The sequence below is a fragment of the uncultured Shewanella sp. genome, from assembly GCF_947501665.1.
GTDB lineage: Bacteria > Pseudomonadota > Gammaproteobacteria > Enterobacterales > Shewanellaceae > Shewanella.
The window spans coordinates 218496-234795 of sequence record NZ_CANMWS010000004.1 but is presented as its reverse complement, the minus strand read 5'-3'; the positions used below and the strand labels follow the sequence as shown (position 1 = coordinate 234795).

The 16300-nt window shown below is 36.6% G+C and carries 10 protein-coding genes and 2 tRNA genes; 10 read left to right on the top strand and 2 right to left on the bottom strand.

Features of this window, described 5'->3' with window-relative positions; all coding sequences use genetic code 11:
* The 4 genes from Q0976_RS04630 to Q0976_RS04615 all read left to right on the top strand — a co-directional run bounded on the left by Q0976_RS04630 (window position 1) and on the right by Q0976_RS04615 (window position 2164).
* Window positions 1-77: transfer RNA gene (locus Q0976_RS04630), tRNA-Pro, on the top strand.
* A gap of 53 nt (window positions 78-130) precedes the next feature.
* A tRNA-His gene (locus Q0976_RS04625) sits at window positions 131-206 on the top strand.
* Window positions 207-324: 118 nt separating this feature from the next.
* Window positions 325-531 carry a cysteine-rich CWC family protein gene (locus Q0976_RS04620; RefSeq protein WP_299491468.1) on the top strand — a complete coding sequence of 69 codons (207 nt, stop codon included), beginning with the start codon at window positions 325-327 and terminating at the stop codon, window positions 529-531.
* Between the two features lie 214 nt (window positions 532-745).
* Window positions 746-2164 (top strand): pectin acetylesterase-family hydrolase, encoded by a 1419-nt coding sequence (locus Q0976_RS04615; protein WP_299491465.1) that lies wholly within the window; start codon window positions 746-748, stop codon window positions 2162-2164.
* 81 nt (window positions 2165-2245) lie between these two features.
* Here Q0976_RS04615 and Q0976_RS04610 read toward each other — a convergent pair whose 3' ends face one another.
* Window positions 2246-4051: a DEAD/DEAH box helicase gene (locus tag Q0976_RS04610; protein WP_299491463.1), complete on the bottom strand. Its 1806-nt coding sequence runs from the start codon at window positions 4049-4051 to the stop codon at window positions 2246-2248.
* A gap of 290 nt (window positions 4052-4341) precedes the next feature.
* Window positions 4342-6276 carry an alkaline phosphatase D family protein gene (locus Q0976_RS04605; RefSeq protein ID WP_299491461.1) on the bottom strand — a complete coding sequence of 645 codons (1935 nt, stop codon included), beginning with the start codon at window positions 6274-6276 and terminating at the stop codon, window positions 4342-4344.
* Window positions 6277-7196: 920 nt separating this feature from the next.
* Here Q0976_RS04605 and Q0976_RS04600 point away from each other — a divergent pair.
* The 6 genes from Q0976_RS04600 to Q0976_RS04575 all read left to right on the top strand — a co-directional run bounded on the left by Q0976_RS04600 (window position 7197) and on the right by Q0976_RS04575 (window position 16262).
* Window positions 7197-8738 carry an aspartate aminotransferase family protein gene (locus tag Q0976_RS04600; RefSeq protein ID WP_299491459.1) on the top strand — a complete coding sequence of 514 codons (1542 nt, stop codon included), beginning with the start codon at window positions 7197-7199 and terminating at the stop codon, window positions 8736-8738.
* 34 nt (window positions 8739-8772) lie between these two features.
* Window positions 8773-10149, top strand: a complete 1377-nt coding sequence (locus tag Q0976_RS04595; RefSeq protein WP_299491455.1) for a SidA/IucD/PvdA family monooxygenase — start codon at window positions 8773-8775, stop codon at window positions 10147-10149.
* Entirely contained in the window at window positions 10146-11321 is a 1176-nt protein-coding gene (locus Q0976_RS04590; protein ID WP_299491453.1) for an MFS transporter, read from the top strand. The genes Q0976_RS04595 and Q0976_RS04590 overlap by 4 nt, the downstream gene beginning before the upstream one ends.
* A 53-nt stretch (window positions 11322-11374) precedes the next feature.
* Window positions 11375-11941, top strand: coding sequence for a GNAT family N-acetyltransferase (locus Q0976_RS04585; RefSeq protein ID WP_299491450.1), 567 nt, complete (start codon window positions 11375-11377; stop codon window positions 11939-11941).
* Window positions 11938-13770 carry an IucA/IucC family protein gene (locus Q0976_RS04580; protein ID WP_299491448.1) on the top strand — a complete coding sequence of 611 codons (1833 nt, stop codon included), beginning with the start codon at window positions 11938-11940 and terminating at the stop codon, window positions 13768-13770. Before Q0976_RS04585 ends, Q0976_RS04580 begins: the two co-directional genes overlap by 4 nt.
* Window positions 13771-13850: 80 nt before the next feature.
* Complete coding sequence (locus tag Q0976_RS04575; RefSeq protein ID WP_299491446.1) at window positions 13851-16262, top strand: GNAT family N-acetyltransferase; 2412 nt, start codon at window positions 13851-13853, stop codon at window positions 16260-16262.
* The last annotated feature ends 38 nt before the right edge of the window (window positions 16263-16300 follow it).

The window sequence follows — 16300 nt, the reverse complement described above, 5'->3', positions numbered from 1 at the left end:
CGGTGATTAGCGCAGCCCGGTAGCGCATCTGGTTTGGGACCAGAGGGTCAGAGGTTCGAATCCTCTATCACCGACCACTTTTTAAATAATCATCGGTCGTTTAGCTTAATGATTATTATCTAGAACAGTGGTGATTGTAGCTCAGTTGGTAGAGCCCCGGATTGTGATTCCGGTTGTCGTGGGTTCGAGCCCCATCAGTCACCCCATCTTTTCTATCTTAGCTTCCTTCCTGTTGATGTTTAAGTGCGTTATATTAACCCATTACTCTTTATGATTTATTTTTAGAGTCAATATTTTTAATTGCGCTTAATGTTAACGGAGAAAATGATGCGTCCCATTGAACTTGAATGCCCGTTGTGTGCTAAAAATAATGAATGCGCTGTGGTTGTGGGACAAAAAGTGAGCGATTGCTGGTGCCATCAGCAATGTTTCTCTAAGTCATCTCGCCCTTCTCTGTTAGCGAATAATACTCATCAGTGTGTGTGCCAATCTTGCCTTAAACAGATGAGTAAAACAGATGGTAAGCGCTAATTGAAAACAATTCAATTTGGTTTGTTTGAATTTTGATTCGTTTATTTTTTGTTATATCATTTTGATTCTTTATTTCCTTAATTTGCCTTCTTTCTTCTTAGGGGGTTTGTTCATAATACCTTTTAACTAACTGATTTTTAAAAAGTGTCCCTATATTGAAATTTATTGTTTTTGTCTTATGTTTAAAACGACAACAATAAATTTGAGGTGCCTTATGTATAAATTTTGGGGATGTTTTTTTTTGTTAATGATGAGTCATTCTGCTATGGCTTATGATGATGGCAATTATTCATCTTGGCAGAGCTTTTTAAATATTATCTGGCCACCTAAGGCAGATAACCTTATTCAAGAGCATGAAAGAAGCGGTCCATATCCATTACTTTCTAATCCTGTCGATTATGAAGATGGATTTAAACCGGGTTTATTTAATTTGTGGCAACAGGTTAATCTTTCAGAAGAAACAGGTGCGATGTGTGGAAACGGAAGTGAGTATAAGTTTTACGTTAGAAGGGTGAATGATAATCGTAATTACCTTTTTTATTTAGAAGGGGGAGGTGCGTGTTGGGATTATGAAAGTTGCAGCGGTCAGTCTGGCGTGAGGGGGGCAAGGAACCCTGACGGGATCCCTGATAATTATATTTTTAAGTTAAATACGGCTTTGGTTTCTCCTTTTATTTTTCCGCCCCATTATGAAGATCACCCTGAAGTGCAGGATTGGAATCTGATCTATGTTCCTTATTGTACAGGTGATATTTATGCGGGTGATAAAGTGGAAACCTATGAAGATCCAAATGGTGAGAATCCTCCATTAGAATGGCATCATAACGGTCTAGCGAATATGCGGGCAATTACTGCATGGCTTAGAGATAATATGCAGCAACCCTCTCGTATGATGGTGACAGGTTGCAGTGCGGGTGGAACAGGTTCTCTTGTTAATTACCACTTATTACGTCGTGACATGTCACCGACCAGTACTGCTTATTTGTTTAATGATTCAGGCCCTATCTTTCCTGCTTTGCAAGGGAGCGAAGCTGCCAGTCTACCGCTGCATAATAAAATAAATCAGGCTTGGGGTCTAAGTAATGTGATTGATTATATTAGTGAGGATTTGCCGAACTTTAAGCTCAATGATATGGGGAGTATTAACAGCGCATTAGCACAAGAATGGCCAAATGATCGTTTGGCCCATGTTCACTTTCAGAAAGACTTGAATTATTCTGCTTATTCATACGAACGCTTTTATGATTATATTGAGTCAGAAACAGACGAGCTAACGAAGTGGCGCTACATTCATGAGTTATGGCAGCAAGATACCGATGCACTGGCTATGCAATTAGATCAATTTGACAACTTTGCTTACTTTCTTCCTCAGTTTCGGGATTTAAATGAGAGTCACTGCGCCAGTATTATTGAATTTAATTCTGCGGATATTCAAGAAGACGGGCAGATATTATCATCATTTATTACTGATTTTATGGATCACAATAAACCGCTTTTAAGCTATAAAGAATCGAATGCACAGCTGGATTATGATAAAGGTATTAATGCCTATTATATTTTGCTTAATAAAGTGTTGGGTGCGCCTATCACCACGAATCCTCATTTATATGAGGTACTCAATCAGTCAGATTAATTGATGGCAATCTAAAAAGGAGCCCTTAGGCTCCTTTTATTTGATGCTTATGTGACTTGAATAAGGGGTATAAATACTTGCTTATTCAGCGTCTTTTGCTGGTCCTTTACGGTGTGACTTTCTGTCACCAGAAGGGCGGCGATCGCCAGAAGAACGGCGTGGGCGACGTGGCGGTCGGCTGTCGCTGACTTCTACGGTTTGGCCATTCGCTTCACGAATATTGAGCGCTTTACCACAAACACGTACTTTACGCAGATGTTGCAGAACATCTTTTGGCATACCGTCAGGTAGATCAATTGCTGTCATTTGGTCAAATAACTGAATTTGACCAATATAACGGCTATCAATATTCGCTTCATTTGCGACAGCGCCAACAATATTGCCTACACCAACGCCATTGTCACGTCCAACATCAATAAGGTAACGACACATTTTAACATCAGGGTTATCTTTTAAAGGATCTGCTGTGCCTAAGTTCGTTGGTGTTGGGCGAGATTCGCCACGGCGATTACGATCACGTGATCCACGCTCATTACGAGAGTCGCGATTATCACGTTGGCGCTCAGTAATAGCTGGTAATTGTAGTGGGCGTTCTTTTTGTACTTGTTGTAATAATGCAGCAGCAAGAATATCGGTATCGACTTCTAACTGTTGGCAAAGTTGAGCAACCGCACCTTTCATAAAGTCTAAAGAATCATTGTCAATGATGCTTGATACTTGCTCACCTAAACGTGACAAACGACGCTCAGTGACCGTTTCAGGGCTAGGAACATTCATTGGTGCGATGCGACTCTTAGTTGCACGCTCAATGGTGCGTAACATACGCATTTCTCTATGAGTGACGAATAGAATCGCCATACCGTTACGCCCAGCACGTCCTGTACGTCCAATGCGGTGCACATACGCCTCTGTGTCATACGGAATATCATAGTTAACAACATGACCAATACGTTCAACATCAAGGCCACGTGCAGCAACGTCTGTTGCAATCAGGATATCTAATTTTCCACGCTTAAGCTGTTCAACCGCACGTTCACGAGCTTGTTGGTTCATATCACCGTGTAAGGGTGATGATGCATAACCGCGAGCTTCTAGTTTTTCTGCTAATTCAACACAACTATTACGAGTTCTAACGAAGATAATAATACCTTCAGTATTTTCCACTTCTAATACACGTACTAGGGCTTCTAGTTTATTGTGCTGTGATACTTGTACAAAACGTTGCTCAATGGATTCAACGGTTGTTTGGCTAGAGGCAATTTTAATGTGTACTGGGTTATCTAAATACTTATTCGCCACACGTTTAATTTGCTCAGGCATAGTGGCTGAGAATAATGCTAATTGACGCTCTTTTGGCGTGTGTTCTAAGATCCATTCGATATCGTCGATGAAGCCCATTTTTAGCATTTCATCAGCTTCATCAAGCACCATGGCTTTTAATGTGGCTAATTTTAGTGTGCCACGACGCATATGATCCATTACACGTCCAGGTGTACCCACAATGATTTGAGGGCCACGTCTTAGTGCATTGAGTTGCTGTTGCATACTCTGACCGCCGTAAATAGGCAGAACATGTAAGCCTTTCATGAATTTAGAGTAGCTACCAAAAGCTTCAGCAACTTGAACGGCAAGCTCGCGAGTCGGTGCTAAAACTAAAATTTGCGGCGCGTTAGTGGTTGGATCGATGCTGTTTAATAAAGGTAATGCGAAGGCACCTGTTTTACCTGTACCGGTTTGTGCTTGACCTAAAATATCTTTACCTTCCATCAGAGGGTAAATGCTTTCTGATTGAATAGGGGTTGGTTTTTCATAACCAAGTTCGTCAAGAGCACGCAACAAAGGCTCGGTTAGACCGAGTTCGCGGAAAGTTTTTTCATTGGATGACATGGGTTGTAGCCTTGTGGAAACGCATGAAGCGCGTTAAAAATTTCACAGACAGAAAATCAACCCCGTGTCGATTTCCCGCGACGAAAAAGTAAATACAGCGGCATATTATAGCAAAGTATTGTTATTGTTTACAACTGGTATATCGCCGTATTTTAGGGCGTTTAGGGCTTTTTATCCGTTTTTGAAGCAATAACTGCGCCAATTGAATGTTTATTATTCATTAATGGCTTAATGTTTAACTGTGAATGTTTTACCTTGATTTATACTGCTCGTTTGAAAATTGAATAATCTTAAAGAAGATCTTTCATTTCTTTTCGATGTTGACGGGGAGGATGGAAATCTGTCGTGCTCATATCGCTATGTAAGACAGAGATCTGAGTGGGAGAGCCTTTATCATTGAGGGCTAAATATCCTATACCGCTATTATTCACTAATCTTTGACTTGAATGACCATTAGGTCTTCGCCCACGAATCGATAGACGTTTACGCTTGGTGAGTAAGTTTAATGGAGAGAAATGTCCATATAACCAGCCGTTTAACTTATCAAAGGCACTCAGTAATCTATCGGGGAATTGATTTTTTATTCCACTACAAGTGATTTGATAAATATCTGGCCCACCTTTGCGAAATCGTAAGTGGATATCATAACTAAACGAATAATGTACATCGCCAGATAAAATAATAAATTGCTCTGGGGTTTTCTTATGCTGAAAGATACTTAATAAACTATTTGCTGTACCGGGATGGGCCATCCAGTTTTCAGCATCAACTAAGAGGGAGCCTCCGCATAACGTTGCCATTCGTTGGACTGCTTCAATGAGTTTCACACCAAACATAGGGGCGGCAGAGATAATGATGACTTTTGATTGATTTAATAATTCCTGCTGCAGATCCATGAGGGCCTCCCAGTCCATGAGTCCTGAAGGTTTTCCTAAGTTAGATTCACTGCGCCAGCGACGAGTGCGTGTATCGAGTACAATTAATTTGGGGGAGGTATTTAAGGTATAATGCCAATTTTCGAACTTTAACAATGTGTGTATCAAGTTATCTTGATATTCACTGTTTGGCTTCTCAAAATATTGATTGAGAAGCGGGATTATCTCTGCTTGGAATTTGTCAGGTGCATTTCCTAAGCCTTGAAATAAGGTATATCCAATAAGGGCATTACCAATAATGCGTTTCGAGAAAGCATGTTCATAAGCGGCGAGTTCCCATTTTGCGGTTAGATTCCAGTCATCGGTAACATCATGATCATCAAATATCATATAAGTAGGCAAATGGGCTAATAATCGGCGTACATTAGGCAGTCCTTTAATGAATTGTTTAATGTGTTTGAGTTCTTCTGCCCAGCGCTGTTGGTTAATAGGAAATAAACCTGTATTTTCTTCAGGAATATCGATAAAGCGCCAAAGTTCTGGTGACCATGTGAGCATGTATAAGCCAATAATTTCAGCTAGGCTGATAAGGTGGTTTTCGGCTATTGACGAGGTAAAAATGGGATGATTAATATACCAACGAGTGATGGCTGTTTTCGCTTTATATTGTGTGTTAGGTAATAATTGACTGTGGCGTTGATACATATCACAAGGGTTATATCGAAAATAGCTGCTATTCGGCACAGTGCCTTCGGTGAATGCTTCTTCATTGAGACCTAATATTTTGATAACTTTACCAATTGCAAAAAGCATGGGGCCGGCAATATCATCAACATAGACTTGATCGCCACTGAGCATTAAAAGTGCAGGTCGTTTATTTGCTGTTTGGTTATTTGCAATATGCTTATCGGCTCTTACAAGGCCATCATCACTGAAATGATGGGGATTACGGCAAGAGCCATGCAATAAATTATCAATATTAGGTTTAATCACAAATTGTGGCGTCTCGGTATTTGCATATAATAAATCGGCGATGCTGTTAAAAAGAGGGCCAAGTTCGTTATCGATTAATTTGTAACCAATTAAGACCTGCTGTGGAAGCAGCTTATTTTCATTGATTGTAATGAGGTATTGATAGGCATGCTGACCGAGTTGAATGCAATAAATTTCATCATCACAGAGTGTTCGATTAAAGGGGGTGTTGTCTAATTGTAATTGCAGTTGGTTTAATGGTATTTTGCTGACAAACCATAGAGTAAAGTGCGTTTCGTCACAATGGCGTAAAATGGGACCTGCCAATATAAGAGGGAGTTGATTGACGATATCTGTCTTCTTATTGGCTACAAGCATGGATCTACACACCCTTTTTATTCAAATTAATTCAATGGAAAGAATAAACAACTCTCCTTCTTTTTTAAAGAAAAAGAATATATACCTTTTGTATTATGACTTAAGTATATATGTAACGAATTGATTTTATTCTTTGTTTTGGTTTTTAAAGTGCTTTAACGCGTTTCTATCAGTGATGATGTGTTTGTGGACAGATGTCATCTAAAAGGGGAGGGGGAGTTTTGCTACTATTAAGTGATGTATAAGTAAGTGATAAATTTGTCAATAAGAGTGATTAAGATTGTCATATTTATTCTAACGCAGAATTAGACTCATTGCGCTTTACGAATAAAGGTCAGATTTTTTGAGGCGGGTATAGAGCATGCCTAGAGTGACGCTTTTTCACACATCCTGAAACCAGATATTGATTTTGCAGTATTACATGGACAAGCCTGCTGGCTTAAAAAGACAGATCTTAGCAGTTAATTTACATTTTTATTATCTTTTAGATATATTACGACGATACCAATAAAGTCTCATTGTTAGGGTGATCCTTACGATTTTTTACTTTTTATTCTTTCTCATAAAACCTTATTTTTTATTTAAAAATATTTATTTAATTTCAGTTAATTAAGTTTGACCTGTCTGCTATTTGAACTCAGTTTAGAGTTGATGCCGTGGTTTTTTTGTGAATTGTGAATGTTTTTTTTATGAATAGGATTGCAAATGATAATGGTTATCATTATAGTTAGCGTTTTCTTTGATTCTTTAGACTAAAGGTGTAGTTGGGAGCGTACAGAATCGTAAGGCGTGAACGATTGACTTTTAAGCATATTAATGAATAAAAGTGATTGTATTGAGTGTTATAAAATAGCTGATCCTAGTATTGGGATCCTTATTTCAATTTGACTGTTTTAATGTCGTTTAAGGGTAGAATAATAATGAGTAATACTGAAACATCCGTTGCTATTAATGTCCAGCCAGCAATGATCAATCACGAAGACAATCGTCAGTATATTTTTAATAGTGATAACTTAGCGGAATATGAAAAGGGCATATTACAAGGTCTATCATTAATTAATAAGCAATTGACTCATCTAGATGGTCCATTTACAGGGATTTTACCTCATGAATTAGCGCCTAAGTTTGACAATATTAATTTAGACATGCCATTTGAAAATATCTCTGATGCATTAAACGAATTAGAAAATGTTTATTTAAATGACGCTGTTTATTTTAATCACCCTAAATATATAGCTCATTTAAATTGTCCTATTGTTTACCCTGCTATTTTAGCTGAATTAATTTTATCTTCCATTAACTCTTCTCTGGATACTTGGGATCAAAGTGCAGGCGGCACGTTAATTGAACAAACATTATTAGACTGGACGGCTAAACGTATTGGTTTTGGTACTAATGGTGACGGTATCTTTACCAGTGGTGGGACCCAATCAAATTTAATGGCCATGTTGCTTGCGCGTGATGCATTTTGTTCTAATAGAGAGCCAGGTTATGAAATCAAAGAGCGTGGATTACCCAGTGATGCAAATAAATTCAGAATTTTTACGTCTGAAAGCAGTCACTTTAGTGTGCAAAAATCAGCGGCTATTTTAGGGTTAGGCTATGATGCCGTAGTATCCATTCCTGTTGATAACAAGTTCAAAATGGATACGAGAGTATTAGAAAGCCGTATTATTGATACATTAAAACAAGGTCTTATTCCTATTGCTGTCGTTGCCACAACGGGAACCACAGATTTTGGCAGTATTGATCCCATCAATCAAATTGCAGACTTATGTGAAAAATATGGTTTATGGATGCACGCTGATGCAGCCTATGGTTGTGGTTTATTAGTCACAGAAAATCATAGTCATTTATTAAATGGTATTGAAAGAGCAGACTCGGTCACTGTTGATTTTCATAAATCATTTTTTCAACCAGTGAGTTGTGGTGCGTTTTTTGTTAAAGATAAATCGAATTTATCGGTAGTGACTCATCATGCGGAATACTTAAACCCGCTAAGTCAGCAATTAGAAGGTACTCCGAACTTAGTTAATAAAAGTATTCAAACGACGCGCCGATTTGATTCTTTGAAGTTATGGTTAACCATGCGCATTATGGGTCCAAATAAAATAGGGGCTATTTTTGAACAAGTGATGGACATGGCTCAGCAAGCTTATGTGTTATATGAAGCTGATAGCAATATCGATGTGATCCATCAACCTGAAATCAGTACCTTAGTATTTCGCTATATTCCAGATCATGATGTATCACCTGAGAAAATCGATCGGGCAAATGAGCATATTCGTAAAGCCATATTCCGATCGGGTGAAGCTGTTGTTGCCAGTACTCAAGTGCACGGTCGACGTTATTTAAAATTTACCTTATTAAATCCGAGTACAAGGTTGTCGGATTTAGAAGATATTTTATTGTTAATTAAAGAACATGGTCGTCACTTCTTTAATTTACATGTACAAGCATGATTTTTTCTAATTATAAGAAAAATATAAGGAATACATGATGCAAGATCCTATTTATGATTTTATTGCCATTGGTTTAGGTCCGTTCAATTTAGGATTAGCGTGCCTTTCTGAGCCTATTGAAGATTTAAGTGGATTATTTTTAGATAAAAATGAAAGTTTTGATTGGCATCCAGGCATGATGATAGAGGGCGCCCACTTACAAACGCCTTTTATGGCTGATTTGGTTACTCTTGCTGATCCAACGAATCCTTTAAGTTTTCTTAATTACATAAAAAAACAAGGCAGAATGTATTCTTTTTATATTAAAGAAAGCTTTTTCTTAATGCGTCAAGAATATAATCATTATTGTCAATGGGCGACACAAGAATTGTCAAATGTACGATTTAATACCTGTGTGAATAAAGTGTCTTTTGATGAAGATGAGCAGCTTTATTTGCTAGAGGCAAATAATACAAAGACGAAAGAAATCATACTTTATAAGACAAAAAAATTAGTGCTAGGAACAGGGCCAGCCCCTTATGTTCCAGATGCTTGCGATAGTGTGATGCATGCTGCTAGTCACTCTTCTACGTATATGGAAGATAAGGCTAAATTACAGCAGCAAGAGTCGATTACCATTGTTGGCAGTGGACAAAGTGCAGCGGAAATTTTTTATGATCTACTGCAAGATATCGATACTTTTGGTTATCAATTGAACTGGGTAACGCGCGCGCCGCGTTATTATCCACTTGAATACTCAAAGTTAACTTTAGAAATGACTTCACCTGAATATGTTGATTACTTTCATGACTTACCGATGAAAAAACGCGATGAGCTAATGAAAAATCAAAAGCATTTGTATAAAGGAATTAATAGCTGTTTGATTAATGATATTTATGATCTTTTGTATATTAAACGCTTATCGGGTGAAGTGAATGTCAATATGCTCACCAATGCTAATCTTATTGGTGCAAAAATGGATGAACATCATGGCCATATTCAGCTTGAATTTCATCAAGAAGAGCAAGATAAGCATTATCATCTTTTGACGCAAGGGTTGGTTTTATCTACGGGCTACGCTTATCGATTGCCCGATTTTCTTGAAGGGATCACCCATCGTATTAAATGGGATCAACATGGCCGCTTTGATGTTAATCGTAATTACAGTATCGACCATCAGGGGCAGGATATTTTTGTTCAAAATGCCGAATTACATACTCATGGATTTGTCACGCCAGATTTAGGTATGGCAGCATATCGTAATTCCTATTTACTTCGTGAGATTACAGGTGTTGAACATTATAAAGTTGAGAGTCAAATTGCGTTTCAACAATTTAATACGCCGACATCGCCAATTAGCCCTTTTAAAAGTATGAGCGCCGAGCAAGATAGTTCAGCGACATTCATCTCTGCTGAGTCTGCTTTAACATGAATTTAAAATCTGCTTTAATTTTATTGACTTTGGTATCGGTTATTGCTGATACCATGTTATTACCTTTCTATCCGCAGTTTTTTGCTCGAGTATTTAATGTTGAGAGTAGTGAACATGTGGGGATATATATCGCTACTTGTTGTTTTACGGTTATGCTTGCTTTTCCAATTTGGGCAAGAGTAGCTAAGAAAATCAATGAATTGCATCTTTGGGTGTACACCCAAATTGCAGCCGCGATATTAGGGGTTGCTTGTTTTTATACTACAGATTTATTGGTTTTTTGGATTGTTTCTCAAACCATGCTTATCTTTAAAGCCAGCTACTTATTGATGTACCCATTTATTTTACGTTTGGAGGAGAAAAGCAACCATCTTAATTTAATTGGTATTTTTTCTGCATTGGTCCATCTTGGTGCGATTGGTGGTGCTGTGGTGGGGGGATTCATGCTAGAAATATTTGAGCCCCAAGATGTGTATTTAATTATGGCATCAACCGATATTTTACAAGTGATTGTATGTTTAGTCGTCATTCAGACAAGAAATGTTCCCTTTAAGGCTGAGGTTATTACGTCTGCTGAAAATCAATCGACGGGTCGATCAAAAAGTTTTGTTTATAAGATTGGTGTTATATCTGCATTATTTTATTTCAGTGCCTATACTATAAGCCCTTTCTTTTCATCTTACTGGAAGGAGGTGAGTCAAATTGATAATGATTTACTTGCCGGTATTGTTTATTCCATTCCAGGTTGGGTTGCACTATTTGTTTTGTACTATAACCATATGAATGGCCAGAGTAAATCACATTTAAAAGTCTGTTTTTTATCTTTGATGGCCGGCAGTATCGGACTTGCTTTGCAAGGAATAGAATTAAGTTGGTTAGTGATTTTTGGTCGAATTATTTTTGGCATATCATTGTTTCAAGTGACAGTACGATTAGAAGTGATTCTTTTTGAAATGAGTACACCAGATGCTTATGCATCCGATTTTAGTAAGGTTTACTTCATGCAAAATATTGGTTTAATTTTCTCGTCATTTATTTCAGGACTATTGGTTTTAGGGGATCAGTTGACCTTACCATTTTATGTGTCGAGTTTGGGCTTTTTAATAACACTGATTGTTCTCATGTCATTATTTAAATCAGAATATTATAACGAAAAAACTGTGGTGCTGTAGTTAGCAGTATTTGAATAGTTAACGAAATCGTTATTTAACATAGGTTATTTAAGATGAAGCATTATTCTCAACCTTTTAAAGGTATTGGTCGATTTTGTATTCAACTCATACAGTTTCCTGAAGATTTAGTGCATATTTATGAGTGGATTAATTTGCCATATGCTGAATTTTGGGGATTACAAGGAAAAAGTAAAAATCAAGTGGTAGAGGAGTATGCAAATATTATTGAGAGTGGCACTCAGGTCTTTATTGGGTGGCTAGATAATGAACCTCAGTTTTTGATTGAAGTTTATGATCCTAGAAATGATCCGCTAAGTCAGCATTATTCTGTATGTGATGGTGATATTGGGTTACATATTCTAGTTGCTCCACCCAATAAGTATGTTAAAAATTTTACTTTTTGTGTGTTTTGTTGCGTGCTTGAGTTTTTATTTAACCATTTTCAGGCCGTAAGAGTGGTTATTGAGCCTGATCACCGTAATAAAAAAATGCATAAATTAAGCGTTCGAGTTGGTTTCAGTTTTAATGACATTATTTACTTGAAGCATAAAAAATCTTATTTAGGCTTCTGCTCAAAAGAAATATTTTATCAGAAATTATCAATGGAAAATCTATTATGAACCAATTAACTAAGCAATTTTCATCGCATAATGATGCTGATTATGCTTTAAGTGCAATAGATCAAGAGACTTGGAAATTAGTTAATCGATTACATGTGAAAAAATGTATAGCAGAATTGGCTCATGAGCAAATTATTACTCCATGTTTATTATCTGAAGAGTCTTCACGTTTAGATGCATGGGCAGATTATCGTCTAGATGCAGATGAACCTAATGTGAGTTACCTTTTTAAAGCTAAAAAATTAACTTTAGAACATTGGTTTATTGATACACATTCCATCGAAAAAAGAATAAATGATGAGGTAGTCTCTTTAGATTCATTACTGTTTGTGGTCGAATTCCGAGAAAGTTTAGGCATTTCTGAAGTCAATCTGGCGACCTATATGGAAGAGATTAGTAGTACATTATACAGCAGTGCTTATAAATATACTCAGCCTAGATTATCATCTGCAGAGCTTGTGCATGCGGATTTACAACAAATAGAATCATCGATGAATGAAGGACATCCTTCTTTTATTGCAAATAATGGTCGCATAGGCTTTGATGCCGTTGATTATCATCAATATGCTCCTGAAGCTGGAGAAGAAGTTGCTTTAATTTATCTTGCAGCAAAAATTAATAAAGTTTTTTTCTCATCTTTAAAGGATTTAGATTACCAAACCTTGATTCATAATGAGCTTGATATAGATACAATTGATAAATTTGAAAAAAAATTAGTTGAGTTAGGCCATTCAATGAGTGATTATATGTTAATCCCAGTACATCCTTGGCAATGGTATAATAAAATTGTTAATGTATTTTCAGCTGACTTAGCTGAGGGGAGTTTAATCTATTTGGGGCGAAGTTCTGATAAATATCTTGCTCAACAATCTATTCGAACAATGTATAATAATACGGCACCTCATCGAAATTATATCAAAACAGCATTATCTATTTTGAATATGGGATATATTCGTGGTTTGTTTTCCCATGATATGGCTAATTTACCTAAAATCAATGATTGGTTATATAACCTAATTAATCATGATGAATTTTTAAAAACAACCAATTTTCATATGTTAAGAGAAGTGGCTGCTGTTGGTTATAAAAGTTGTGTGTATGATTATCAGTTCAAAGATTCAAATCCCTATAAAAAAATGCTGTCAGCATTGTGGAGAGAAAGTCCAGCGCATTTAATCGAGTCGAATGAGAAATCATTAACTATGGCTGCATTACTTCATGTTGATGTGAAAGGAGTTGCCTTATTACCATTGATGATAGAAGACTCTCCATTAAATCAAGAAGAATGGTTAATTCAGTATTTAAATGTTTATTTAACTCCCTTATTGCATTGTTTTTATGCTCACAACCTTGTGTTTATGCCTCATGGGGAAAACATTATTTTAGTGATGAAAGATAATGTGCCTGTGAAATGTATTATGAAAGATACAGGGGAAGAGGCTTATTTATTAAATTCAGATTTAGTGTTGGATCACCCAGTGAGTAAATTAGCGATTACTTTACCAACTGAATTAGAATTATTATCTATTTTTATAGATGTTTTTGATGGTTTCTTTAGACATTTAACAGTCATTTTATTTGAACATATGGGTATTAAAGATGATTATTTCTGGTCTCTTGTAGCAAATTGTGTTCGTGAATATCAATCTCTATTTCCTGAATTTTCAGAAAGATTTGAGAAACATGATTTGTTTAAAGATGATTTTTCATTATCTTGCTTAAACCGGCTGCAATTGCGAAATAACTTTGAAATGGTCAGCTTAACGGATCCTGCTGATGCATTGCAGTTTCAAGGTAAATTAATAAATCCATTATCGAAATTCAAGTAAATACCTGTTTTTATAAATAAATTAAATTCCACGTGGTTTACTTATTGTGAGCCATTGTGCATTATTATTAAGGGGATAAAATGGCACAGTTAAAAACTCATTATTTTCGAAATGTCGAAGGTATTGGGCAAATTGAAATCCGTGATTTGCACGTGCCAGAGGATTTAAGTTCAGTTCATCAATGGGTTAATTTACCCTATGCCAAATTTTGGGGAATGCAGGGACAAAGCTTAAATCAAGTCATTAAAGAGTATGATATAAAACCGGATCAATCTTGCCAGGTTTATATGGGGTGTGTAGATAATACCCCTAAATTTTTAATTGAACTATATGATCCTAAAGAAGATGTTCTTGGGCAGCATTATGATGTTTACAGTGGTGATATTGGTATGCACATTCTTATTGCTCCTGCTGATACACCTATCTCTGGCTTTACATTTGAAATTTTTTGTTCTGTGATGGATTGTATTTTTTCGACTTTTAATGCCAATAGAGTTGTGGTTGAGCCTAATCAGGATAATAAAAAAATATTACGTTTAAATAAAAAAGCAGGTTTCAATCATGAACGTTTGATCCAATTACCGGATAAAAAAGCTTATTTAGGTTTTTGTACTCGAGAACAATTTGAGCATGCAATTGATATTCAGTTAGCTAATAAACGTCAACTGACTGACATTAATAAATTCCAATGTTATCCAGAACAGGTCGTTAGTGCTATTAAACCGAGTGTATGGGCGTTAGTTAATCGTTTACATATAAAAAAATGCATTGCTGAATTGGCTCATGAGAAAGTCATTACACCTGTTTTAGTGTCAGATGCAACTCAAGCGACAGGTGTTTGGGGAAGTTATGAGCTGAGCGCTGATCAAGTAGGGATAAGTTATTTCTTTAAAGCACAAACGTTAGCGTTATCACATTGGTTAATTGATGAGAATTCCATTGAGAAACGCATTAATGATGAAGTATCTGAGTTAGATTCTTTGTTATTTATTATTGAGTTTTGTCGAAGCTTGAATATTGACTCAGATAAGTTACCGACTTATATGGAAGAAATTAGCAGCACCTTATGTGGTAGTGCATATAAATATACTAAAAATGCGTTAACTTCTCATGAATTAACCCAGGCTGATTTTCAACAGGTTGAGACAGCCATGAATGAAGGTCATCCTTCTTTTATTGCCAATAATGGCCGAATTGGGTTTGATGCTATTGATTATCGTGCCTATGCCCCCGAAGCTGCAGCCCCTGTTCAATTAATTTATTTAGCGGCTCATAAGCGTCGCGCTCACTTTTCATCTGCTCATGATTTGGATTATGAGACATTATTAAAAGAGGAAATGGATCGCGCCATGCTGGATAATTTTAATCAAATTATCCTTGATAAAGGACATAATCCTGATGACTATTTATTGATCCCCGTACATCCTTGGCAATGGTATAACAAGCTTACAACTGTGTTTTCGCCTGATATTGCCTGTGGTGATTTAATTTGCTTGGGGTTCGGCGATGATGCTTATTTAGCTCAGCAATCTATTCGTACTTTTTTTAATATTAGTCATAGCAAGAAGCGATATGTTAAAACGGCACTGTCAGTATTGAATATGGGCTTTATGCGTGGATTATCAGCTTATTATATGCGTACAACGCCTGCCATTAATGATTGGGTGAACGACTTAGTGAGTCAAGATGATTATCTACAATCAAAAAGGTTTCGTATTTTAAGGGAAGTGGCTGCAGTGGGTTATCGTAACCCTTATTATGAGAATGAGGCCATTAAAGATAGCCCTTATAAAAAAATGTTAGCAGCTTTATGGCGTGAAAATCCAACGCTTGGGTTAAACGATAATCAACGTTTAATGACCATGGCATCCTTACTGCACATCGATCCTAATGGAGATGCTTTGTTGCCAGCATTAATTGCTTCTTCGGGCATATCGACTGATGAATGGTTAACGCATTATTTTGATGTATATCTTACACCGTTATTACATTGTTTTTATCAGTACAGTTTAGTGTTTATGCCTCATGGTGAAAACTTGATATTACAATTTGAAAATAATGTGCCACATAAGGCCATTATGAAAGACATTGGTGAGGAAGTGTGTCTATTTGATACCGATATTGAATTGGATAAAAATGTAAAGCGTATTGCGACTGAAGCATCTGAAGATATGGAAATTTCTTTTATGTTTACTGATGTTTTTGATGGTTTTTTTCGTTTTATGTCTGCAATTTTAGTTGAGCAGTTAAATTATTCGGAACAAGTCTTTTGGCGTTTGGTGGCTGAATGTATTCACCGTTATCAAATGGACCATCCTGAGCTTGCCGCTAAGTTCAAACAATATGATATTTTTTGCGACAGCTTTGATCTTTGTTGTTTAAATCGTCTGCAATTGCATAATAATAAGCAAATGGTTGATTTAGAAAATCCGATAGACAGCTTGCAATTTCACGGCAAACTTAATAATCCAATTGCGGCATTTAAACCATAAACCATTATATAGAAAGGCGGCTCATTTTTTGATTCGCC